We start from the raw sequence: 20,658 nt of genomic DNA, 5'->3' as shown, positions 1-20,658 counted from the left end.
CGAACAAATGTTCGCATGAGGCGGGGCGGTTAGGCGGCGGCCTGGCCCTCTTCTGCCTCGGCCTGCCGAGCGCGTCGTGCCCGGACCTCTTGCCGCCGGCACTCCTTGCAGTGACGTCGTCCGCTGTTCACGTAGAGGTTGTCGCCGGACAGCGGGTGCCCCTGCGGGCAGTGCGTACGCCCTCGTTGAGCGTGTCCGCCGCCCTCGCCGCGCCTGCTGTTCTCCGCCGGAGTGACCGGCTCGAGGTGCTCCGGGTTGCAGCACGCGCGGTTGCGGCACAGGTGGTCGATGTGGAGGCCCTGGGGGACGGGCCCGTTGACGGCTTCCCACCTGAGGATGTGCGTGTACTGCTGCCGGTTGCGCCGAGTCGGGTCGGTCGTCTTGCCGTATCCGCCCTTGGTCAGGTGGCGGGCCCAGATGTGGCATGGCGTCCGGTAGCCGCGATCCTCGACGGTCCAGTCGGGGCCTTGGAGCTTGCGGCGGCCGATGAGTTCGGGGTACTCGGATTCGAGGCGGTTGCGGTCGAGGTAGAGGGCGGCGGCTTGGCGACCGTTCGGCTCACGCATCAGGAACGTCCTTCGCCCTCGAAGCGGGGTTCCACGCATCGGCGCGGCAGTCGGGGCACGGGAGCCGGTAGCGAGGGTCGTCGCCGGGAACCCGACGACCGGGGACCTCTCCCGAGTTGCCGCAGCGGTCGCAGTTCTCGCGGCGGTGCACTGCGCCCTCGCCGCCGTCGTCGATCCCCTCAGGCTCCGCCCTCGAAGTAGCGGCGCGGCCGGTGCCGTCGCACGACTCGCAGGTGTCGGTCATGTCCGGTCCCGCGCCGCCGTCGCTGAACGTGTACTTGCCTGTTCCGTCGCAGTCGGGGCAGACCGGCTCCGCCCTCGGAGTAGGCGCGTAGCGGACGAGCCGTGCGTCGCGCTCACGAAGCTCGGCGGCGAGGTTCGGGCCGATGTCGTACTCGGCCTGGTCGCCTTCGTCAGCGATGTAGCCAGGGCGCCCGTCGTTGCCGACGACGACCCAGATCACGGGCGGATCAGTCGACATCGGGACCCTGTTTCTGACCTTGCTCGGTAGCCCTCGATGTGGAAGCGCGCGCGATCAGGTCGATGAGCGCTTGGGCGGGTCCGTCGGACGAGGCCAGCAGGTAGTCGCCCCACCCCTCGCCGCTGCTCGACGATGCGGACGCGTACCGCTGGACCCGCATCTCGCCGTCGGCCCACACGACTCGAACTCGGGAGCCGTCGAGCACCACGCCATCGGGGCGACGAGCAGCGAAGTAGTCGCCGATCCCCAGGACGTAGGCGCTCATCGGTCGACACCCTCCGCCCTCGAAGCGGAAGCCCGCCGGCGGCGCTCGTTGAGCTTGATCGCCGGATGGCAGAGCAACCCCTTCTGAACGTCGATCGCCACTTGGATCGGCCCGATCTGAGCCCGGGCTTCGTCGGCCCAGGACAGCAGCGTCGCAAGGTCCGCCAGCGCGTCGTCGCGCTCACGGCGCGCTTCGTCACGCTCAGCGACCCGCAGCTCCAGGACCTCGTCCATGATGCGCCGCTCCTCTCGCCACGCCCTCCACGAGCGCCACCGGCCGATCATGCGCCCGGCTCCTGCATCTGACCAGCGCGGCGGCGGTCGCGGCACGCGAAGTTGTCGACGCACATCCGGAACGTCTCGATCGGCGCGGTCGTGGTCGTGACCTGTTCGAGCGGTTCGCCCGCCGCGCCGCAGCCCGCGCACCGACCCTGCTCCTGACCAGCGGTAGGCGACGGGAAGGCGCGACCCACGTCGCACCCGAGCCCTTCCGCCAGCGCCCTCTTCACCGCCCAGTGCGGCGTCATGCCGTACCGCTCGTGGTTCTGGATCGTCCGCGTCGTGATCCCCGACCGCGCCGCCAACTGATCCCGCGACATCCCCTGCTTTTTGCGTTCGACCTCAAGGGCCGTCATCTCACTCATACAGCAAGCCTACCGGAAAACTAGCTGACAGCGTCGAAATACCATCCGTATCTGCTAGTACGCTCACCGGGTGATCTCCGCTTCCACCTACGCGTGAGGACCCCATGACCGCAGACAGCGTTCGATTCGTCGGCAAGCACGACCCGCACTACCTGCCGTCCGGACGCCCCGTCGCGTTCGGAGACGAGCTCCACGTGCCCGACGACCTCGAGCAAGACGAAGCCGACCGCCTCATCCAGGCCGGCGCCGCCGTCGCCATCGAGCCGGAGCCGAAGACACCGGCCCGTCGCACACCCACCAAGACCGACAAGGGCTGATCCATGCCGACCCCCGGAATCGAAACCGCCCGCGTCGACAGCATCCAGCCGCCCGGCAGCGACACCGACACCAGCCTCGCCCTGGTGATCATGGAAACGCTCCGCGGCCCCGACACCCCCGTCGAAGTCGGCAGCGTCGCCGAACGCGACCTCATCTTCGGGCCACGCCAGACGTTCGGTGTCGGCCACGACGCCCTCGACGCCTTCTTCAACACCGGCGGCACCCGCGCCGTCATCTCCCGCATCACCGCGTCGACCGCTGTCGCCGCGTCCAAGGACATCGCTGGCACCACCGGCAACAGCCTCAAGGCCGTCGCGACCAGCACCGGCGACTGGGGCAACCAGCTGCAGGTCTCCATCACCGCTCCGAGCGGCGACGCCAGCCAGCGGATCGTGTCGTTCATCGACAGCGTCACCGGCAACGTCCTCGAGCAGACCCCCGCGTCGTCCACCCTCGCCGACTTCGTGGGGTACGTCGGCACATACGGCAAGCTGATCGCCGGGTCCGGCTCCGGCCTCCCGCCGGCCGCCGCCGCATCGTCGCTGACCGGTGGCCTGTCGAACCGCAACGCGATCGACAGCGCCGCGATCGTCGGTGCGCTCAACAAGTTCACGCCGGAGCACGGGACCGGCAACCTGTCCGCCCCGGGCATCTTCACCCAGACCGTTCACCTGGCACTCCTGGCGAAGGCGAACGACGACAAGACCCCGCGGTTCGCGGTCCTCGACCTCGACCCGACGATGACCGCGTCGCAGAAGACGGCGTACCTCAACAGCCTGAAGTCCGCGACCAGCCAGTGCGGCACCGGCATCGTGTCCCGCGTCCTCGTCCGCACCACCGACGGCGGCACCCGCTGGGTGTCCGGCTCCGGCTTCTGGTGCGGCCGCGCCGCCTACACCGACGCCGCAGCAGGCGCCGGCCAGGCGCCCGCCGGCGAGGAGTACGGCGAGCACCCCTACATCCTCGACGTCGAAGACACCTACAGCGACACCGAGCGCGGGCTCCTCAACACCGCCGGCGGCGTCTGCATCGTCCGCATCGGCGGCGCCCCGCGCCTGTACGGCGCACGGTCGCTCGCGAACACCACCCTGCACCCCGCCTACAAGTGGCTGACGTCCGCCCGCGTCGTCATGCGCTTCAAGGCCCTCGGCGACAAGGTCCTCGAGTCCAGGGTCCTGCGCCGCAACACCAAGACCGTCCGCCTGCAGCTCGGCAACGACCTCACCGCCCTCGCCGAGGAAGAGCGCAAGGCCGGCAACCTCGACGGCGGCGACCAGGACCTCCCCGAAGCCGCTTACCGCATCGACGTCGGCGATCAGCTCAACACCGAGCAGTCCCGTGCCGACGGGTGGATTCGCGCAGACGCCGAGATCCGGCCCCCCGAGGTCGCCGAGCGCATCCGACTGAACCTCGCCGTCCAGGTGCCCGGCGGCACCGTCACCGGCGCCTGACCCGAACAGGAACTGAACGATGCCGGTACTCACCGAACGCAACCACCTCATCAACCTCACGTCCGACAGCGCCGCTGTTCGGGACGCGTGGATGAAGTTCGAGGGCGGCAACCTGACCACCGAGACCGGCAAGATCCGGCCCGGCGGCATGGCCGATGCCGTCCCACTCGCCGGCCTCGACGACTACGAGGACATCGTCCTCACCCGCGAGTACGACCCGATCCGCGACCAGACGATCCGGCGTGCCCTCGTCCGCAACGCGAAGGACGGCGCAGCCGCCCGTGTCGTCGTGCAGGACCTCGACTCGAAGAAGAACGCGATCGGAACGCCCGACTCGTTCTCCGGGGTCATCAAGGCTGTCGGGTACCCGCAGCGCGACAGCGAGTCCGTGACCGGCCAGACGTGGACCGTCACGGTCGGATCGGTGACGCAGTGACCGACACCCCCATCACGGGCCCCACGGTCCGGGCGGCAGGTGACGAGCCGGAGGAGGCACCGGCCCCGTCTGTGGCCGCGCCCGAGCCGGGGTCCGTCGCGGACGCGATTGCGCAGGCCGGCCGTAAGGCCCGCCGCAAGCGCTTCCTCAACTTCCCGCTCGATCTCGAGGGGCCGATTGACTTCGGCATCCGCCTTGGCATCCCCAGGGACGCATCAATCACGATCTACGACGACGAAGAGGGAACGGTCGACAACTACTCGCAGCTCGAGTTCTTGGCGCACCGAATCCTCTGCGTCGTTCAGCGCGTCGAGGGCAAGTGGGCGCCTGTTGAGGGCTACACGCTCCAAGACCTGGCGACGATGCACGCTCGCGCGATGGAAGGCGACCCGGACCTCGAGCCGTTCGAACACGACACCCCGGCGTTGCAGCAGCTGTTCACGCTGTCCGACCCGCCCGAGGTGAACGTTCAGGCTGTTGCGTCGATGGCTAGGTCGTACCGCGTGTGGGCGATGAGCGGTGCCGAGGAAGACGGCGACCCTATCTCGGGGCCCTAGGCCCCGGCCGTCCGGAGATCGATTCCGCCGTGGAAATCGCTATCGCGATGGGGGCGGGAGAGGTCGCGGTCCGTCTTGCAGAACGCCAAGACCCCGGCGTTCTGCAGTGGTGGATCGACCGGGTGATCGGGGCGCAACAGATCGCCGTGAACCGTGACGACCTGAACCGGCTGGTGCCCTGATGGCAGCATCGAAGGACCAGATCGTTCTCGCGATCGAGATCGCGGGACGAGCGGCTGCGTCGAAGGAAGTCAAAGAGCTTCGCTCTGACGTCCGCGGGTTGGGGCCGGACACCCAGAAGTCGGGAAAGCAGGCCGACTCGGCGCTGGGGCAGGTTGAGCGGCAGGTCCGCAAGACGGGGGACCAGGCCGACACGTCGTTCACGAAGATGCGCCGTGGCGCGAAGCGGTCCGGCGACGAGATCGAACAGGCTGCCCCGAAGTTCCGGAAGGCAGCGTCGCCGATCGGCACCCTCGCGAAGCGTGCCGCGGCTGCGGGTGCGGCGTTCCTGTCGATCAAGTACGCGAACGAGTCCGTCGACACGCTCGAGGAGCTCGGCACGGCCGCGATGGGGCTGTCTGGCAACTTCGGGATGTCGGAGAAGCAGGCCGGCCGTTGGGCCGCGCTTGCGAAGGTCAGGAACCTTGCCCCGAAGGCGCTGAACCAGTCGTTCGGCACGTTGGCGAAGAACGTGTCGGCGGTCGCGCCGGCTGTCGACAAGCAGCGCGCTGCGATGAGCAAGCTGTCGCGAACGCAGCAACAGAAGCTCGCGGCCGCAGAGAACATCACCAACGCGCAGAAGCGCGAGGCGACGATCGCGAAGATCCTCGCGACCGGCGACGTCAAGCGAAGCGACCTGTCGTCGAAGAGCTTGGGCAAGCAGGCCGAGGCGCTGAAGAAGTTTGGGCTGTCATCGGAGGACGCTGCGTCGGCGAACACCGACATGTACGGGTTCCTGATGAAGGTCGCGGACGGCTACGAGAAGCTCGGGCCGGGAACGAACCGGTCGGCGCTCGCGATGTCGTTGTTCGGGAAGGGCTGGCAGACCCTCCGGCCGTTGCTGTCGAAGGGCTCGGAGGGTTTGAAGGAGCAGCTGAACCTGGTCGATGAGTACGGCGCGAACGTTGCCGGGTCGACCGATTCGCTGGCGGAACACGCGAAGAAACAGCGTGAGCAGAAGATCGCGATGCTCGGCATCCAGGTGCAGCTCGGCACGGTACTTCTGCCGCTGTACGCGAAGGCTGCTGACCTGACGGTCGATATGGCGAAGAAGGCCAACAAGGCGTGGCCGGAGGTCAAGAAGCAGATCACTCCGGTGGTGAACACCACCGAGAAGGTGGTCGATGTCGTCACGAAGTTCGTCGGCAAGCATCCCGAGTTGATCAAGGTGGCTGCGGGCTTTGTTGCGGTCACCACGGCCGCGAAGGGGCTGAAGCTCGCGGGAAACGTCACGGGAATCAACAAGGTCCTCAAGCTGCTGTGGAAGATGCGCACGTCCGCGAAGCTCGCGAACGAGGCTGGTGCTGCAGCGGGAGAGACCTATGCGTCGTCGGCGGGCCGGTCGGCGGGGAAGAACATCGGGCCGGAGATGAACAAGCGGAAGGGCCGGTTCTCGAAGGCCGGTGGCGCGATGGGCAAGGTCATGGGCATCGCGGCCGGCGCTGCACTTGCGGCCTACGCGGTCAAGCTCGCGCTGGACAACGTGAACAAGAACGTCGACGACACGATCGAGGCGGCTGGCGCGGAGGATAAGGACCCGACTGTCGGCAAGTACCGCCGGAAGGGCAAGCGCGAGAAGCAGCGAGTCGGCGGCGACGCTGGCTCCGAATCGGCGTTCGATGCGTGGGCGCGGGATCACCCGGCCTTGGCGGCGAAGTGGAAGCGCGCTGATCCGAAGGAGATCGGTGAGCGCGGGACGGCCAAGTACCGCCGGTACGAGAAGGAGCTGAAGGACTCCGACTACCCCGGAGACTTCAACTCGAAGTACTACAAGGCGAACCGCAAGAAGCGTGCAACGGGCGGGGTTGTGGGGCGTGGCGAGACCACGCAGATGAACGAGCACGGCCCCGAGCTCGCGGTCCTGCCGTCCGGCACCCAGGTCTTGACCGCCGGGCATCCATGGTCACGAGCCGCCGCCGAGTCCGCCAGAGCGCAGGCATCGAGCGGGCCCACCGGCGGGAGCCGCCGCGGGTACGAACAGCGGCCGACGATCCGCGTTCCCGTGTTCATCGGACAGCGTCTGATCTACGAAGCCGTTTCCGAAGAGACCGAGCGTCAGGCGTTGAAGAAATGAGCCGCCGCACCGAGTTCGTTCCCGACAAGGGCATGGTCCTGGGCGGCGGCATCAGCTGGGTCAAGCCTCCGCCGCCCGGCGGGTACGCCCCGAAGCTTGTCGTCCCCCCGCAGGGGTTCGTGACGCTCCGGACGGTCGACATGAAGTACGCGATCACCGTCATGTTCGACGAAACGGAGCCCGTCCTCACCCGCGGCGCCCCGAACTTCCAGACCGTTGACGGCCCCTGGCGGACACAGTCGACGTACTGGGCCGGTCATGCTGCGGACACCCTCGAGATCCAGATCATCGTCGACGGATTCCCGAACAAGAGCGTCGAGGCCGCGATCGACGAGATCGAGGTGATGATGGCGCCCCGCCGGGAAGGGCGCGCGTCCGGTGGCCCAAAAGCAGTCCAGGTGGCCGGGCAGCTGCCAGGCACCGACCAGCTGTGGCTGATGACGGGGATCACGCAGACGAAGGCGATCTGGGACCGCAACCGCCGGATCAGGCAGCACCTCACGATCTCGTTCCAGGAGTCGCATGACCTGTCGAAGCTGACGGCCGGGTCGCGAAAGAACACGCGGGCGAAGAACGGCAAGCTGAAGCGCCGGAAGGATCACACCGTCAAGAAGGGCGAGACGCTGACGTCGATCGCCCAGGACGTGCTCGGCCAGTCGAAGCGGTGGAAGGACATCGCGAAGCTGAACCCGCACAAGAAGGGCAAGAAGAAGACGCCTCGCCGGTCGCCGACGGACGTCAAGGTCGGCGAGAAGCTGAAGATGCCGCAGGACTGACCAGATGCCCGCGACCGTGAAGGCCAAGAAGGCCAAGAAGAAGACCCCCCTGGCGCCGTGGTTGAAGCTGCCGGCCCGCCCGGAAGCGACGATCGAGCAGACCGTCCGGCTGTACACGAAGGACCAGGTCGCGGACATCACCGGCCGTGTCCGGGACCTGCGGCGTGACCTTGGCCTCGATGACGCCGGCACGATCACCATCGACGTCCTCGACCCCGTCGGGGATCTCGCAGAGTTCGAACTGATCGACCAGAACGAGGACGAGCTCCTCGACGGCATCGACATCCGTTGGGGGTCGGTGTGGTGGCGGATCGTGAGGCTCGAGCGGTCCGATGACGGGTGGTCCGTGATCGCTGAGGACCGTGCGGCGGCGTACCTGCGGCAGCACAAGCGGCCGATGAAGGCGTCACGGAACAAGCAGACCCGGGCTGCGTTCATCTACCAGCTGGTCCTTTCGGTGAAAGCCGGCGGTGGCATCCCGGTGTACATCCCAGAGCTGAAGGACAAGCAGAAGATCGCGAAGGCCGAAGAGCCTGAGTCGATCACGACCGCGAAGCGGAAGGCAAAGGCTGTCGAGTCGTCGTCGGGTGGTTCGGGGTGGGGGTCCGCCGGGTCGAAGGTGAAGGTGAAGCGCGCGTCTGCAAACAGCACACAGCTGCGCTGCCTCGATCTGGCGCTGACCGAGGCAGCAGCGGTCGGTGCTTCGCGTCGCGTGATGATCGCGATGGTCATGTGCGTGACCCAGGAAACGGTGGCCGGGCTGCCGCAGTACACGCGCTCCAACGCCCTGGCGGCCGGCGTGACGCACCGCGGCCCGTTCCAGCAGTCCCCGAGCTACGGCTCAGACGCCGACGTGCTCGACACCAGGAAAGCGGCCCGGGCGTTCTTGCTCGGTGTTCATGGCATTCCGGGGTGGAAACAGAAGCACGGGTCGCTGCACAGCGCGGCCGGGAATCTGGGGCAGATGATCGACCAGGTCCAGGTTGCAGGGACGCCTTCTGCGTTCGGACAGTGGGAGGGCGAGGCGACGAAGACGGTTGACCTGTGGCTTGGTCGGAACCCGAACGCGACGTCGACGACGGATGCGGCTTCAACAAAGGTCGAGACGTACACCCAGCAGTTCGCGTTCAAGACGTCCGACAACGACGAGAACGTCAACTGGTGGGACGCCACCGGCCAGCTCGCCGACGATGTCAAGTGGCACCGGTGGGCTGCCGGCAACACGTTCGGGTACGCGTCCGACGACGAACTGATCCGCGGCAACCCGGTCCTTCACCTCTCCAGGGACATGGAGGAAGTGAAGGCGATGCCGTGGACGTGGGACGTTCGCCGCGAAGCTGCAGAGATCACCGTCACCCTGGCCTTGGCGGACGAGTGGCAGCTACTGCCCGGCATGACGGTGATGGTCGACGACGAATCGCCAGTCGACGGCCGGTGGATCGTGGAGAAGATCAGCGACTCGCCATTGACCGGCGGTGGGATCGCCGAGGTGACGCTGCGCAGGCGGAACGCGAAATCGCTTGAGCCGGCGTCGGTGATCGTTCAGCGCGAGGTGAAGGACAAGGCGTCGAAGAAGGCCACAATCGGCGGTGCGGCGTCATACACCGGCAAGCGCGGCAAGCTGACTTCGATCTCGGGAACCCCGAAGTCGATCATCGACACGATCGTGCTGCCGGTCGCGAGAAAGCACGGCATCAATGTGTCCGCCGCTTCCGTGACGGCCGCGAACGGCCGCCATGGGCCGACGGTGAACGGGACCCGGTCGATGCACCAGGGGCCGCCGTCGGTCGCTTGGGCGGCGGACATGTCCAACGGGGAGCACCCCACGCCGCAGATGGACGCGCTCGCGAACGAGCTCGCGGACATGTTCGGCCTGAAGCGCCTGGACATGACATCAACCGGCGGGTCGAAGCAGATCTCCAACGGCACGCTCAGCGGCTACCGGCTGCAGCTCATCTACCGGTCAACGACCGGTGGCAACCACTACAACCACGTCCACTTCGGTCTCGCGAAGGGCTAGGCGCCGCTTCGAAGGTAGACCCGCCGGCTGCCGCTCTTGCATGTGTCCAGCGCTTGCTCGTACCCCGGGAACGTGGTGCGGCACGTGAACGTCAGCCGGCCGACCCTGACGCGGCTGCGGTACTCGCCGAGCGACTCGGTCTGGTCGTTCCGCACCTTGATCAGCACCCTTTTGCCGGTGGCGCAGCTGACGCCTTTGACCTTGAGCCCGTAGAACCCGGCCCCGTCGGGTGGCTGGATCTTGCACCTCTTCGACGACGCTGCTCCAGCTGGTGCGGCAAACGCGAACGCCAGGACAAGGGGGAGGGGCAAAGCAACACGACGCATCACGTGATCGTAGGTCCCGTCGACGCCGGGAGCCGTCGCCTATCCGTCGACATCGTCATGCGACGAAATACCATCCGAGAACGCTAGTACGCTCACGGAGTGGCCCTAGCCGACGAACAGGTCCGAGCGCACCGCCAAACGCGCAGCACCGGCCTGAGGAACGGCGGGTACCGAGCCACGATCCGATCGAACCCCGCCAGCGAGAACGACCCGCTGAAGCTGGTCATCCCCGCCCTGTCGCCTGAGAACCGCTGGACCTGCACGAACTGGGAGCTCCGCGGCCCCGATCTTCCGATGGACGGCGACACCGGACTGGTGATCGTCGACAACACCGGCGACCTCTGGCTCATGAAGTGGACCCCGTCCGCCTGATGGCGACCGTCGACACACCCACCCTCGCATGGCCTGTCTCAATCAGCGACGGCACGTACTCGGTCGTCGAAGCGGACTCCCTCGAAGCGGTCACGCAGTCCGTCAGCCGCATCTGCCAGCTCGAGCTCGGCGAACTCCCGGACTTCCCGAACCTCGGCCTGCCGTCGTTCGAACTACGCAGCACCCGCCCGTCGCCGGGTGAGCTGCAGCAGCTCATCGAGTCGCAAGAGCCACGTGCCGCCGTGACGGTCAATCGCGTGCCGCAGACCGATCAGGGCCTCGAAGGTCTCGACATCGCTGTCGGCCTTGCCGGAGAGGCCAGTTGATGGGCGAGCGCATCTTCACCGAGCTGGAGGCTGACCCGCAAGGGATCGTCACGTCGATGCGGGCCCGGCTCGCGGAGATCGTGCCGAGCGCCGAGGCGGCAGACGACACGCTCGAAGGAGCGCTCCTGACCGCAACCGCGGAGGAGTACGCGACCGGCATCGAGATCCTGTCGGACGTCCTCGACACGATCGTGAACGAGATCGGCGTACGGTCCGGGCTGGTTCAAGAAGCCGCGCAGCCAGCAACAGGTACCGCGACCGCCGTCAGCGACGGGCTACAGCCCTACCTTCTGCCCGCCGGCGCGCAGCTCACAGCGGTCGCCGCGGACCAGTCGCGCTACCAGTTCGTCACCGAGCAGGACGCCGTGTTCGCGGCCGCTTCCACACCGGGCGCAACGGTCACTGTGACCGGCATCCCGGTCCGCGCCACCGACGAGGGCACCGACAGCAACGGCCTGACCGGCCCGGTCGACCCCGACCAGGCGTACGTGTGGCTGAACAGCATGACGCTCGAGGGACCGACCGTCGACGGCACCGATGGCGAGGACGACGACGCGTTCCTGAACAAGACGACGACCGAGATGGAACTGAACTCGTCGCAGGTCATCGTGCCCGGCGACTTCGCAGGACGCATCCAGTCGAACCCCGCGGTCGGGGGCGTCTCCATCGTCGATCTTCTCGACCCCGCCCACCCCGGAGTCGAGACCGCAAACGCGATGACCGCGTTCGTTCGCGACCTCGCCGGCGAGCCTCTCTCGTCGGGTGCGAAGACCACGATCGCCGCGGACATCGCGTCACGTCGCGAAACGAACTTTGGGCTGTTCATCGCGGACTACACGTACACGACCGTCAACGTCGAGATGACCGTTGCGGCATACCCCGCGTACCTCGGGGTCGCTCAGGCACAGGTCGTCGCGGCGCTGCAGCAGTGGCTGTCGCCGTTGTCGTGGGCGCAGCCGCCGGAAGACGTCGAAGCGGAATGGTGGGTGCCGTCCAAGCACGTCCGCCTCACTGAGGCTGTCGCGGTCGCCCGAAGCTGCGAAGCGATCGCGTACGTCGTGACCGGCACCCCAAAGATCCAGGGCACCGCGGCTGACCTCACGCTCAGCGGCCTCGCGCCTCTGACGCGCGCCGGCACGATGACCGTGACGGTCGTGGAGCGCGTGCCATGAGCACCTCGGTGACGCGCCCGCGAGAGATCGTGCTGCCGCCGTGGGAGATGACCACGATGGCCGAGCTCGTGTACCGCCGCCTCGGGCCGTGGACGTACCCGGACGCCGACAACGGGTTCGCGCTCGCCGCTCTCGTCGACGCAATCACATCCGTCGCCGGGTGGGTCGACGAGGTCGCACGCGTCGGATACGAAGCGCTCCTGGACCCCGCTCGCTGCCCGTGGTGGGCACTGCGGTGGTGCGGCCAGGCGTACGGGGTGCGGCTCCTCCCGCGGCTGCAGCCGTTCGAGCGCCCGACCGCGGCGATCGAGTCGGCGTGGCGGCAAGAGATCGCGAGCCGCCCGCGGTGGCGGCGTGGGCATCCCGACACGATCATCGCCGCAGCGCGCCGGCACATGGCCCCCGGAGGTGCGGTGACCCTGCGCGAGCGGTACGACCCCGCGCTCGGGGCGTCCGTCGACGCGCCGTACCACTTCCAGGTGCGCATCCGTGCGTCGGATGTCCTACCGGGGCACAACGACCTGATCGTCAGGGACGTCCTCGCCGCGAAGCCGGTACGGCTGATCGCGCACATCGTGATCGCCGACGACCAGACGTGGGACGACCTCGTCGACGAGCGGTCGTCGTGGAACGCCACGGTCACCGCCTACCCGACCTGGAACGACGCCGTCGCCGGCTGAGGTAACCCATGACTCGAGCAACGACCAGCCGCGGAGGCCTCCCGTACTACGCCGGCGGCGACATCCCCGCCGGCATGGACCAGCAGAAGGACCTCGCGCAGGTCCTCGGGGTCGGAGCAACGTTCTTCGACCAGGGCGCCTATGCCGATCTCGGCGGCTCGTCGCTGCCCGCGAACGCGGACCACAAGGGCTACCTCTACTACGCCACGGACGGCAAGGCGTGGTTCTACTGCGACGGCTCCACGTGGGTTCTGGTCGCGGCGCAGACCCCGGTTCTGACATCCGTCCCGACGGCGTTGTTCGAGGGGCAGCGCTTCGCGTTCCGGCCCGACATCTCGAACCAGCCATGGGTGCGGTGGGAGTTCGAACGCCAGAACAGCCAATGGGTCCTCACGGAGGGCGCGGCGTGGCGAACGTCGCTGACCGCCGACACCGGCACCCAGCCCGGCCAGAACGGCGACGTTCGGATCACCGCAGCGTCCGTGATCGTCCCGTTCGCGGGCACCTACGACGTCGACGGGTGGGTTCAGTCCGTCGCGTACGGCGGCGCAGTCACCGACATCCGCTTCCATGCGGCAGCTCGCGACGACGGAAGCACCGGAACCGTTTCGCGGTACGCGCCGGAGAACGTCGTCCTGACCCGACCGTCCGGCTCGAACGCTGCATCCGGCGGTGCGCTCGGCGGCCGCGTCGCGACGCCCTCCGCAAATGCGCGAGTCGGTCTCGCAGTCACCACGAACGGCACGTCCAACCCCGGCTGGCAGGCCTACGGCCTCGTCGCCAACGTCCGACCGCTCACGGTCACCGGCTGAACCTCATGACCGACTCCGCACCGAACCCCGCCCGCACACAGACGTGGATGCTCGCCGCGTTCGCCACAGCGCACACCCGCCTCACCGGCCTCGAGACCGCCGGCGCAACGCTGCTCGAGGTCAACTGGACCGACAACGACGACATAACCGTTCGCGCGAAAAAGCAGGGCGACAGCTGCGTTCTGACGGTCTCGTTCCCGGACGGCAAGGACCAGATCGGGCCGCTCCCGATCCCGTACGGATGGCTTGAGGCAGCATGATCCGCAAGCGCTCCTTGTGGCTCCTGGTCCTCGCAGGCGTTGTGCTGGCGTGCGCGATCGTGGCTCAGTCGTACGGCGGTCGCGTGAAGCTCCGAAACGACGCCGTTCGCGGCTGCGAGCGTTCTCAGCTCGACCGCCGAGGCCTCGCCGCGCTGAACACCGACGTGAGCAGCTTTGCTGGCGACGCCTCCGTCGCACGCCGCGCCGATGGGAACACTCGGACTGCGGACCGGTACCTCCGGATCGCCCGCCGCGCCGACGACCGCACGATCGAGCTCGCTGCGCGCCTTCCGCCGCGCCTCGAGTGCCAGCAGGCGTACCCCTACCCGTCACTCCTCCCATGGGCTGGCTGAAGTGCTCGAGCAGTGGCTCGGCCCGGGGTTCTTCGCGGTCTTCCTGGGGCTCCTTTTCGGCGCGTACCAGCTCAATCGAAAAGACGCCCGCGAAGCCGTGGAGACAGCGAACATGAACACCGACAAGGCCGTCGAGCGCGCGGACTCCGCTGAACTGCGCGAGAAGGACCTCCGTCAGCGACTCGCCGCTGCCGAGGCCGAGATCGACGCGCTGCGCCGGAAGCTGCGCGAGAACGGGATTGACCCGTGAGCCGTCACGCCGAGCCTGATCCGCAGGCACCGGTCGCCGTCGCGGAGATCGTGAAGCTTCGCGGCCGCATCCGTGCGCTGTGGGCCGTCGTGGCGGTCATGGCACTCGCCATTGGCGGGTCGTTCACGCTTCAGTTTTCGCAGGCCAGCGGCCGGCGGGAGGCGAACCGGCAGAAGATCGCCGCTGTCTCGACGACGGCCAAGAAGGCAGAAAAGTCCGCGACAGATCAGCTTCGCTACTTGCAGGGCAAGCAAGGCCTGCCCGGTGTACGCGGCGCGAACGGTGTCGATGGGTCGATTGGTCCGGTTGGCGCCCAGGGCCCCGCCGGACCGAGAGGTCCGCGGGGCTTTCTCGGTCCGCAGGGCTATCTCGGCGCGATGGGCCGCACTGGCGCGAGCGGAGCGGCCGGGAAGGACGGGACCACGGGCGCCGCTGGCGCGGCCGGAGCGAACGGGCTCCCCGGCGACGACGGCAGGACCGGTGCGAAGGGCGATCGCGGCGCGAAGGGCGACACGGGCGACAAGGGCGATACCGGGCCGCAGGGTCCGGCTGGTCCTGCAGGCCCCGCCGGGCCGCAGGGCCCGTCTGGGGACACCGTCACGACCACTGTCGTGGAGACCGTCACGGTCCCCGCCGATTCGAGCTCGACGACTCCGGGGCAGCCATGAGCGCTCTCGGTCACGTCCTGATCGTCCTGCCGACCCGTGCGTTCGCCCTTGCTGGGTTCGCTCTCTGCGGCACCGGACTAGCGGTTCATCACCTTCGCACTCGAAAGGCCCACCGATGAGCGCCAACGGCCAACTCAAGTCGTCGGAGCTCGGCGAGATCACGCACGCCACGAACGGCGAGCGGTGCTCCCTCCGCCGCGACGCCGCACGGGCGTTCCTTGCGATGAACGCCGAGTCCGAACGCCGCTACGGCGTGACGCTTCGCACGAGCTCCGCACGAACCGCGTACCGGCCGCTGAAGGACCAGGAGTACTTCTGGGCCCTGTACCGCTCTGGCCGCGGCAACCTCGCTGCCCGCCCCGGAACGTCGAACCACGGGCTCGGCCTGGCGGTCGACCTCGCAACCCCGCAGATGCGCCAGATCGTTGATCACATCGGCGCGAAGTACGGGTTCGCGAAGAAGTGGAGCGACGCTCCGACCGAGTGGTGGCATCTCAAGTGGCGCCCCGGCACTTACACAGCGATCGGCAAGGCGCTCGACCCCCTCGCCGCGTACCCCGCTGACGAACGCCGTTGGATCAGAGCGTTCGACAAGCACCCCAGCGCGAAGACCCGCGCCGCGCTGGTGCGTCGCATGACGGCTCGCCGCAAGTCGATCTGGCGAGCCGCCCAGAAGGACGGCTGGTCCAAGGCCGCCCGCACAACCCGCTACCGCAGCCTCACCGCCCGCACCTAGGAGCCCCCGTGAACACCACCACCATCGGCCTCTCGCCAAAGCTCATCCCCGCCGTCGCCCTCGTGATCCTCGGCATCATCGTCGCGCTCGCCGTCGACAAGGCCATCGGACTGACCGCCATCGTCGGCGGCCTCGGCACGCTCGGCGCCGGCTATGTCGCCCCGGCCGGGGCGGTCACCATCGCCGACCCGCAGGTTGCCCCGGACGCCCACCCCGACGACGAGCTCTCCGACGACCTCGAGATGCAGCAGGCACCCGATGGTCAGGGCCCCGACTCGCGGCTCACGCCCGACGCCCCGCCCGAGGACGCGTCATGAAGATCAGTGACGCCGGTGTCGAACTCATCAAGGAGTTCGAGGGGTTCAGCAGCCGCCCGTACCGTGACGCCGTCGGTGTGTGGACGATCGGGTACGGCCACATCGAGGGAGTCGGTCCTTCGTCGCCGCATCTGACACTCGCGGAGGGGAAGGCGCTTCTCGCGCGGGACCTGGACCGCAAGTACGCCCCGTACGTCAACGTCCTTGTCAACGCTGGGGTGAAGCTGACGCAGCACCAGTTCGACGCGCTCGTGTCGCTGGTCTACAACTGCGGGCCCGGCGCGATCGTCGCGTCGTCGACGGTCGGGCGGGCGCTCCGGGCCGGCCGGATGCACGCGGCGGCCGACGGGTTCCTGCTGTGGAACAAGGCGGGCGGGTCGGTTCTCGCGGGGCTGACGCGTCGGCGTAAGGCCGAACGTGCGCTGTTCCTGTCGGCAGCCAGGCCGAAGGATGCGCTCGCCGGGTACGCCTCGGACGAGAAGCGGTGGATCAGGGAGTACGACCAGCTGCGGCGCGAGGACCGTGACCTCGAGCGCCGGAAGGTGCTGCGTCGGTACATGCGGGCTCAGCGAAAGCGGATCTGGCACGCCGCGAAGCGCGATGGGTGGGCGAAGGCGTGGCGCCGCGAGCGGTACCGATCTCTGCTGGCCCGCTCGTCGTGAGCGACGTGTGGGTTCCGTGTGTTCTGCGGCCGTCGCCGCGGCCGCGCGTCACGCGGAACGGCACGTTCATGCCACGCTGGTACACCTCCCAGGCCGCCGAGCTCGCGCGAACCCTCGCCGTGAAGGTACCCGCTCTTCCGGCCGTCGAGACGGTCGTTGACCTGGCGGTCGTGCTTCCGCGCAAGCCGTCCCACCTGTTGAGGAACGGAGGTCTTGCCCGGAGTGCTCCCCGGTGGCCGCCGGCCCGTGCGGGTGATGTCGACAACCTCGCGAAGTCCGTGCTTGACGCCGCCGTGAAGGGCGGGGTGCTGCCCGATGACTCACAGATCGTTCGACTCAGTGTGTCCAAGCGGTACGCCGAAGCGCACGAGACCCCAGGGTTCGCGGTGAGATTTAAAGCTGTGGGGGCGAACACCGCCGAGCTCGCGGGTCTTCATGTCGAGCGGGCCGGTCCGGGGCGTACGAAGACACGGAGTTAGCGACCGGCGGCCCGCTCAGTCGATCCCGAGGCTGTCGATCAGCCACCGGCCACCTTCCTTCACGAACAGCAGCTCAGCACGAACATCGGTCTTCGCGGCCTTGTCAGTGCCGGACGCGATCCCTTCGCCCTTCTCGACCGCCAAGCCCGAGAGCTTCAGCTTCGAGAAGTACCCCGGCTCGGACGTCTGCAGGTACGACACGGCCTCCCCGCACGACTGGGCGTCGCTCTGGACCTTCTTGACCTCGACCAAGATCACGGACTGCAACCGTCCGGACAGCCGGTTACAGATCGCGCTGCCGGCGGGCAGCTTGGTGGTGGCGTCGTTGTACGCGATCACGAGCCGCTTGATTGCTCGTTCGTCCTTCGTGCCCGTGACGCGCTCCGCAGCACTGGCTGCCGTGCTCGCCGTCTTCGTGCTGGGAGGTTCGGGATCGCTGCTCGAGTCCGAGCCGCAGGCGAACAGCCCGGTCGTTGCAAGCACGACGAGCACGGTGGGGACGGTGGGGGTGGGGCGCACGGTTACGCATCCTTCTTGGCGATTCGGTCGGACAGCTCGCGAAGCTCGGCACGCATGGCCTGGACCTCGGCGAGCGTTTCGGACGGGATGGTGTCGATCGCGTGGGGTTCGTGGGCCTGGTCGAACGCGTCGGTGCCGGCGACGAGGTACCAGAGCGGCATGCCGGTGACGTTCGCGATCGCCTCGAGCTGCTCAACGCGGGCGGGCCGTGCGGCTCCGAGGCCGCGGATGTTCGCGGATCGCAGGCCGATGACGTCGGGATGTAGCTCTGTGGCGGCGGCGGAGAGTTCATCGATGGTGAGGCCGGCGTGGGCGGCGGCGGCGCGGATGCGCCTGTCGACGCCTTCGGCGATGGTCGGGGAGGGGATGGGCATGGGGTGCTTTCGACGGAGTGGCTGTTGGAAAGTAGAAGCGGGGAAATCTTTATGTAGGGCGGATCGCTAGTGGGCGACAGCGTTTGCGGCCCGCTTCTACTTCGCGTGAGGAGCGGTTCTCGCTACGACTCTGGGTGTGTTGACGGCGACCTGGGCGGGCATCTTGGGCTTTTGCAGCGACTTCACGGAGCGGTGTCAGTTCCGTCCGCGGACCCTGCGACCTTGGCGGCAAGGCACATGGGGATCGCTCCTCGGGCCGGCTCACCACAGCGTGTGGTGGGGAGCTCCTTCGGGAGGCAGAGAGCGACGACTGGGAGACACCATGTCCCCTCTCCAGAACCGGGCGGCCCGGACCCAGAGCCGCACCATGCAGACCATCGACACGTTCGACCTTGTGCTCGAGAAGCGCGGCCGGTCGGATGAGATCTCGCCGGAACAGCGCGAGGCGACCGCGGCCTACGCAGAGTCGCAGGGGTACGAGCGTGCCGCGCGCCGTATCCGTGAGCACAACGCTCGCCGCTACGGCTTCGGCCGTCCGCAGCTGCAGGCTGCGCCGGAGGATGCTCGCCGGCCGTTGAAGAGCAATGGCGATCGGCCGATTCTTGTTGCGCTTGACGGCTGGGCGGAAGCTGAGTTCGATCCCGAGCGTTCGTGGTGGAACGACGTGGGCCGGATCTGCGAGAGGCACGATCCTCGTTTCCTTAGCTTGCCGGGTCGCCTGTTTCGGGAAGCCCTTGTTCGGGCTCACTCCCGCCACGGCGCATAGCTGAGGCGACCTCGAGCTCGATCAGGTCGAGTACGTCCTCTCTGGTGAGCGGCTTGCCGTCTTGTCCGGAGGCACCGAACTCGCCCAGGGCGAAGTCTTCGCGGAGGCCGGCGAGTCGGGCTGCGTTGCGAAGGACCTGGTCGGGGGCGCGGGTGGGCCCCTTGGTGCGCATGTAGCGCTCGGCGGCGTCTTTGGTGATCCCGAGCGCTTCAGCGAACTCGGCCTGGCTCATGAGCGAGTAGCCCCTGAGGGCGCGCATCCGGCGGGCCGTTTCGTAGCGGTCGAGTTCCATCGACTCGCCACATTACGCGCCGATTCGCGGCGAAACACAACAAGTTCGCGCTATGACGCGTAATGATGCTAAGGTACGCCCCATGACGCGAACAAGCGCCAAAAGGCGCGCACCGACACACCGCCAGAACCGCGACCTGATCGTCGCCCGGCTGCGGATGGGCATGACGCCTAACGCGCTCGGCAAGCGAGCCGGCGTCAGCGGCAACACCGTTCTCGCTGCCGAACGCGGCGACTACGTCACCCCTCACTCGCAGATCGCGATCGCGAACGCCCTCGAGGTGCCCGACGTGTTCCTCCTATTCCCCTTCGAACGTCAGCGGGAGGCCGCATGACTCTCAACCTCGACATCCGAATCAAGTACCTCCAAGAGGGCAAGAGCCGCCGCGGCCTCGCAGACGAGATCGACGTGCCCGAAGCCGTCCTCCGCCGCTTCGAGGGAGGCAAGGGAGTGCACCCCAAGCACGCGCTTCCGATCGCCGAGTACCTCGGGGTCAACGTCACAGACCTCCCGCAGTTCGCCGCAGTCACGGAGCAGACGGCATGACCCGCAACGCCGGCTCGGTACCGCTGCGCGTCAACCCCGGCGTGATCGTCGGCGCGTCCTACCTGCTCCCCGACAACCCGAACGGACGAACCATCGTCGCGTTCGACCTCGGCGAAGGGTCCGTTCGCATCGCCGGCGGCACCCCCGAGCAGACCGCGGCCTGGTTCGACCAGATCGCCACATCCATCCGTACGGCAGCCGCGACCGGCGCCGACATCCACCCCATCACGAAGGCAGCCTGAACATGCCCATCAACAGCGTCACGATCGTCGGAAACCTGACCCGCGATCCCGAGCTCCGCGGCCTCCCGTCCGGCGGCTCTGTCTGCTCCATGCGGGTCGCCGTCAACGAGCGCCGCAAGAACCAGCAGACCGGCGCATACGACGACGTCCCGAACTTCTTCAACGTCACGGTCTTCGGCAACTCCGCCGACGCCACGGCGAAGTTCCTGACCAAGGGCCGCCAGGTCGCCGTCGACGGACGCCTGCGCTGGCGCGAGTACCAGGACAAGGACGGCAACCGGCGCGAGGCGATCGAGATCGTCGCGCAGGACGTCCAGTTCATCGGCGGCCGCGACGAGCAGGGCGGGGGAGGCCAGACCTCCCAGCAGTCCGGTGGGTGGGGCGGCGGCGACTTCGACCAGCCCCCGGCGCCGCAGCAGCAGCGCCAGCCCGTCCCGGCCGGCGGCCATGACGCGGACAGCATCCCCTTCTAGGCCCGGATGACCGCCGCGGCCCTCACGACCTCTTCGCGCCTCCCGGGCGGCTGGGTGCTGGAACACCCGCCGCTGCCCGGCGGCACGTTCCGCGGCATCCCGCACGTCCTGCTGTCGCTGCGCCTTCCCGGCGCCGGCCGCAAGACCAGGGTCGTGCCCGCGAACACCCCGATCACGAACGACGGCCCGCTGGAACGGGCCGCCTGACCAAACCCCTCTGTACAGGA

The 20,658-nt window shown here is 68.1% G+C and carries 36 protein-coding genes; 27 read left to right on the top strand and 9 right to left on the bottom strand.

Annotation, left to right across the window (positions count from 1 at the left end; translation table 11 throughout):
- Positions 1-29: 29 nt before the first annotated feature.
- From PATMI_RS35220 to PATMI_RS0121115, 5 genes are read right to left on the bottom strand one after another with little or no spacing between them, the layout of a single operon-like run.
- The gene (locus tag PATMI_RS35220; protein WP_051472113.1) at positions 30-566 is read right to left on the bottom strand and encodes an HNH endonuclease signature motif containing protein; all 537 of its coding nucleotides are present in this window, start codon (positions 564-566) and stop codon (positions 30-32) included.
- Positions 559-1,047, bottom strand: a complete 489-nt coding sequence (locus tag PATMI_RS0121130) for a DnaJ-like cysteine-rich domain-containing protein (RefSeq protein ID WP_157260902.1) — start codon at positions 1,045-1,047, stop codon at positions 559-561. The genes PATMI_RS35220 and PATMI_RS0121130 overlap by 8 nt, the downstream gene beginning before the upstream one ends.
- A complete protein-coding gene (locus tag PATMI_RS0121125) occupies positions 1,037-1,312 on the bottom strand; it encodes a hypothetical protein (protein ID WP_026912345.1) in 276 nt (91 codons plus the stop codon). The genes PATMI_RS0121130 and PATMI_RS0121125 overlap by 11 nt, the downstream gene beginning before the upstream one ends.
- Positions 1,309-1,545 carry a hypothetical protein gene (locus PATMI_RS0121120; RefSeq protein ID WP_157260901.1) on the bottom strand — a complete coding sequence of 79 codons (237 nt, stop codon included), beginning with the start codon at positions 1,543-1,545 and terminating at the stop codon, positions 1,309-1,311. The genes PATMI_RS0121125 and PATMI_RS0121120 overlap by 4 nt, the downstream gene beginning before the upstream one ends.
- A 47-nt stretch (positions 1,546-1,592) precedes the next feature.
- On the bottom strand, positions 1,593-1,955 hold the full coding sequence (locus PATMI_RS0121115; RefSeq protein ID WP_026912343.1) for a helix-turn-helix domain-containing protein: 363 nt from the start codon (positions 1,953-1,955) through the stop codon (positions 1,593-1,595).
- 104 nt (positions 1,956-2,059) lie between these two features.
- Between PATMI_RS0121115 and PATMI_RS0121110 the strand changes: the two genes are divergently transcribed.
- From PATMI_RS0121110 to PATMI_RS0121075, 8 genes are read left to right on the top strand one after another with little or no spacing between them, the layout of a single operon-like run.
- Positions 2,060-2,272, top strand: coding sequence for a hypothetical protein (locus tag PATMI_RS0121110; RefSeq protein WP_026912342.1), 213 nt, complete (start codon positions 2,060-2,062; stop codon positions 2,270-2,272).
- Positions 2,273-2,275: 3 nt separating this feature from the next.
- A complete protein-coding gene (locus PATMI_RS0121105) occupies positions 2,276-3,724 on the top strand; it encodes a hypothetical protein (RefSeq protein ID WP_026912341.1) in 1,449 nt (482 codons plus the stop codon).
- A 19-nt stretch (positions 3,725-3,743) separates the two neighbouring features.
- Positions 3,744-4,160 (top strand): hypothetical protein, encoded by a 417-nt coding sequence (locus PATMI_RS0121100; protein WP_026912340.1) that lies wholly within the window; start codon positions 3,744-3,746, stop codon positions 4,158-4,160.
- Positions 4,157-4,717, top strand: a complete 561-nt coding sequence (locus PATMI_RS0121095; RefSeq protein WP_026912339.1) for a hypothetical protein — start codon at positions 4,157-4,159, stop codon at positions 4,715-4,717. The genes PATMI_RS0121100 and PATMI_RS0121095 overlap by 4 nt, the downstream gene beginning before the upstream one ends.
- A 29-nt stretch (positions 4,718-4,746) precedes the next feature.
- Positions 4,747-4,899: a hypothetical protein gene (locus PATMI_RS36940; RefSeq protein WP_157260900.1), complete on the top strand. Its 153-nt coding sequence runs from the start codon at positions 4,747-4,749 to the stop codon at positions 4,897-4,899.
- The gene (locus tag PATMI_RS37700; protein ID WP_169738406.1) at positions 4,899-7,010 is read left to right on the top strand and encodes a phage tail tape measure protein; all 2,112 of its coding nucleotides are present in this window, start codon (positions 4,899-4,901) and stop codon (positions 7,008-7,010) included. The genes PATMI_RS36940 and PATMI_RS37700 overlap by 1 nt, the downstream gene beginning before the upstream one ends.
- The gene (locus tag PATMI_RS0121080; protein WP_026912337.1) at positions 7,007-7,786 is read left to right on the top strand and encodes a LysM peptidoglycan-binding domain-containing protein; all 780 of its coding nucleotides are present in this window, start codon (positions 7,007-7,009) and stop codon (positions 7,784-7,786) included. Before PATMI_RS37700 ends, PATMI_RS0121080 begins: the two co-directional genes overlap by 4 nt.
- Before the next feature lie 16 nt (positions 7,787-7,802).
- Positions 7,803-9,806, top strand: a complete 2,004-nt coding sequence (locus tag PATMI_RS0121075; RefSeq protein ID WP_157260899.1) for a hypothetical protein — start codon at positions 7,803-7,805, stop codon at positions 9,804-9,806.
- On the opposite strand, the gene PATMI_RS0121070 is transcribed toward PATMI_RS0121075, so the two are convergent.
- Positions 9,803-10,132 (bottom strand): hypothetical protein, encoded by a 330-nt coding sequence (locus PATMI_RS0121070; protein WP_026912335.1) that lies wholly within the window; start codon positions 10,130-10,132, stop codon positions 9,803-9,805. The two genes, PATMI_RS0121075 and PATMI_RS0121070, sit on opposite strands and share 4 nt — an antisense overlap.
- Before the next feature lie 99 nt (positions 10,133-10,231).
- On the opposite strand from PATMI_RS0121070, the gene PATMI_RS0121065 reads away from it, so the two are divergent.
- The 13 genes from PATMI_RS0121065 to PATMI_RS38825 all read left to right on the top strand — a co-directional run bounded on the left by PATMI_RS0121065 (position 10,232) and on the right by PATMI_RS38825 (position 17,219).
- Entirely contained in the window at positions 10,232-10,504 is a 273-nt protein-coding gene (locus tag PATMI_RS0121065) for a hypothetical protein (RefSeq protein ID WP_026912334.1), read from the top strand.
- A complete protein-coding gene (locus tag PATMI_RS0121060; protein WP_157260898.1) occupies positions 10,504-10,830 on the top strand; it encodes a hypothetical protein in 327 nt (108 codons plus the stop codon). Before PATMI_RS0121065 ends, PATMI_RS0121060 begins: the two co-directional genes overlap by 1 nt.
- The gene (locus PATMI_RS0121055) at positions 10,830-12,002 is read left to right on the top strand and encodes a hypothetical protein (RefSeq protein ID WP_026912332.1); all 1,173 of its coding nucleotides are present in this window, start codon (positions 10,830-10,832) and stop codon (positions 12,000-12,002) included. The genes PATMI_RS0121060 and PATMI_RS0121055 overlap by 1 nt, the downstream gene beginning before the upstream one ends.
- Entirely contained in the window at positions 11,999-12,682 is a 684-nt protein-coding gene (locus PATMI_RS0121050) for a hypothetical protein (protein ID WP_026912331.1), read from the top strand. Before PATMI_RS0121055 ends, PATMI_RS0121050 begins: the two co-directional genes overlap by 4 nt.
- An 8-nt stretch (positions 12,683-12,690) precedes the next feature.
- Positions 12,691-13,494 carry a hypothetical protein gene (locus tag PATMI_RS0121045; protein ID WP_157260896.1) on the top strand — a complete coding sequence of 268 codons (804 nt, stop codon included), beginning with the start codon at positions 12,691-12,693 and terminating at the stop codon, positions 13,492-13,494.
- Positions 13,495-13,499: 5 nt separating this feature from the next.
- Positions 13,500-13,754 (top strand): hypothetical protein, encoded by a 255-nt coding sequence (locus PATMI_RS0121040; protein WP_026912329.1) that lies wholly within the window; start codon positions 13,500-13,502, stop codon positions 13,752-13,754.
- A complete protein-coding gene (locus tag PATMI_RS0121035) occupies positions 13,751-14,107 on the top strand; it encodes a hypothetical protein (protein ID WP_026912328.1) in 357 nt (118 codons plus the stop codon). Before PATMI_RS0121040 ends, PATMI_RS0121035 begins: the two co-directional genes overlap by 4 nt.
- Position 14,108: 1 nt before the next feature.
- A complete protein-coding gene (locus tag PATMI_RS0121030) occupies positions 14,109-14,357 on the top strand; it encodes a hypothetical protein (protein ID WP_026912327.1) in 249 nt (82 codons plus the stop codon).
- Positions 14,354-15,025 (top strand): collagen-like domain-containing protein, encoded by a 672-nt coding sequence (locus PATMI_RS38595; RefSeq protein ID WP_051472112.1) that lies wholly within the window; start codon positions 14,354-14,356, stop codon positions 15,023-15,025. The genes PATMI_RS0121030 and PATMI_RS38595 overlap by 4 nt, the downstream gene beginning before the upstream one ends.
- A 115-nt stretch (positions 15,026-15,140) precedes the next feature.
- Positions 15,141-15,761, top strand: a complete 621-nt coding sequence (locus PATMI_RS37690) for a M15 family metallopeptidase (RefSeq protein WP_026912326.1) — start codon at positions 15,141-15,143, stop codon at positions 15,759-15,761.
- An 8-nt stretch (positions 15,762-15,769) separates the two neighbouring features.
- Positions 15,770-16,078, top strand: a complete 309-nt coding sequence (locus tag PATMI_RS0121015) for a hypothetical protein (RefSeq protein ID WP_026912325.1) — start codon at positions 15,770-15,772, stop codon at positions 16,076-16,078.
- The gene (locus PATMI_RS32135) at positions 16,075-16,740 is read left to right on the top strand and encodes a lysozyme (protein WP_084270136.1); all 666 of its coding nucleotides are present in this window, start codon (positions 16,075-16,077) and stop codon (positions 16,738-16,740) included. The genes PATMI_RS0121015 and PATMI_RS32135 overlap by 4 nt, the downstream gene beginning before the upstream one ends.
- A complete protein-coding gene (locus PATMI_RS38825; protein ID WP_425415944.1) occupies positions 16,683-17,219 on the top strand; it encodes a RusA family crossover junction endodeoxyribonuclease in 537 nt (178 codons plus the stop codon). The genes PATMI_RS32135 and PATMI_RS38825 overlap by 58 nt, the downstream gene beginning before the upstream one ends.
- 15 nt (positions 17,220-17,234) lie before the next feature.
- On the opposite strand, the gene PATMI_RS0121000 is transcribed toward PATMI_RS38825, so the two are convergent.
- Together PATMI_RS0121000 and PATMI_RS0120995 are read right to left on the bottom strand one after the other, a co-directional pair.
- Positions 17,235-17,738 (bottom strand): hypothetical protein, encoded by a 504-nt coding sequence (locus PATMI_RS0121000; protein ID WP_036726228.1) that lies wholly within the window; start codon positions 17,736-17,738, stop codon positions 17,235-17,237.
- A gap of 2 nt (positions 17,739-17,740) precedes the next feature.
- Positions 17,741-18,112 carry a hypothetical protein gene (locus PATMI_RS0120995; RefSeq protein WP_026912323.1) on the bottom strand — a complete coding sequence of 124 codons (372 nt, stop codon included), beginning with the start codon at positions 18,110-18,112 and terminating at the stop codon, positions 17,741-17,743.
- A 367-nt stretch (positions 18,113-18,479) separates the two neighbouring features.
- Here PATMI_RS0120995 and PATMI_RS36930 point away from each other — a divergent pair, with 367 nt between their 5' ends.
- Positions 18,480-18,878: a hypothetical protein gene (locus tag PATMI_RS36930; protein WP_157260893.1), complete on the top strand. Its 399-nt coding sequence runs from the start codon at positions 18,480-18,482 to the stop codon at positions 18,876-18,878.
- Here PATMI_RS36930 and PATMI_RS0120990 read toward each other — a convergent pair.
- Positions 18,814-19,170: a helix-turn-helix domain-containing protein gene (locus PATMI_RS0120990; protein ID WP_157260892.1), complete on the bottom strand. Its 357-nt coding sequence runs from the start codon at positions 19,168-19,170 to the stop codon at positions 18,814-18,816. The genes PATMI_RS36930 and PATMI_RS0120990 overlap by 65 nt on opposite strands.
- A gap of 82 nt (positions 19,171-19,252) precedes the next feature.
- On the opposite strand from PATMI_RS0120990, the gene PATMI_RS36925 reads away from it, so the two are divergent.
- From PATMI_RS36925 to PATMI_RS0120965, 5 genes are read left to right on the top strand one after another with little or no spacing between them, the layout of a single operon-like run.
- Positions 19,253-19,504 (top strand): helix-turn-helix transcriptional regulator, encoded by a 252-nt coding sequence (locus PATMI_RS36925; protein WP_157260891.1) that lies wholly within the window; start codon positions 19,253-19,255, stop codon positions 19,502-19,504.
- Positions 19,501-19,716 (top strand): helix-turn-helix domain-containing protein, encoded by a 216-nt coding sequence (locus tag PATMI_RS0120980; RefSeq protein ID WP_026912321.1) that lies wholly within the window; start codon positions 19,501-19,503, stop codon positions 19,714-19,716. Before PATMI_RS36925 ends, PATMI_RS0120980 begins: the two co-directional genes overlap by 4 nt.
- Positions 19,713-19,958, top strand: coding sequence for a hypothetical protein (locus PATMI_RS0120975; protein WP_026912320.1), 246 nt, complete (start codon positions 19,713-19,715; stop codon positions 19,956-19,958). Before PATMI_RS0120980 ends, PATMI_RS0120975 begins: the two co-directional genes overlap by 4 nt.
- 2 nt (positions 19,959-19,960) lie before the next feature.
- Entirely contained in the window at positions 19,961-20,431 is a 471-nt protein-coding gene (locus PATMI_RS0120970; RefSeq protein WP_026912319.1) for a single-stranded DNA-binding protein, read from the top strand.
- Between the two features lie 6 nt (positions 20,432-20,437).
- Entirely contained in the window at positions 20,438-20,638 is a 201-nt protein-coding gene (locus PATMI_RS0120965; protein ID WP_026912318.1) for a hypothetical protein, read from the top strand.
- Positions 20,639-20,658: the final 20 nt, after the last annotated feature.

The organism is Patulibacter minatonensis DSM 18081, from assembly GCF_000519325.1.
Taxonomy (GTDB): Bacteria; Actinomycetota; Thermoleophilia; order Solirubrobacterales; family Solirubrobacteraceae; genus Patulibacter; species Patulibacter minatonensis.
Note: the sequence above shows the minus strand (reverse complement) of the source record. Positions and strands in the feature narration are given on the sequence as shown.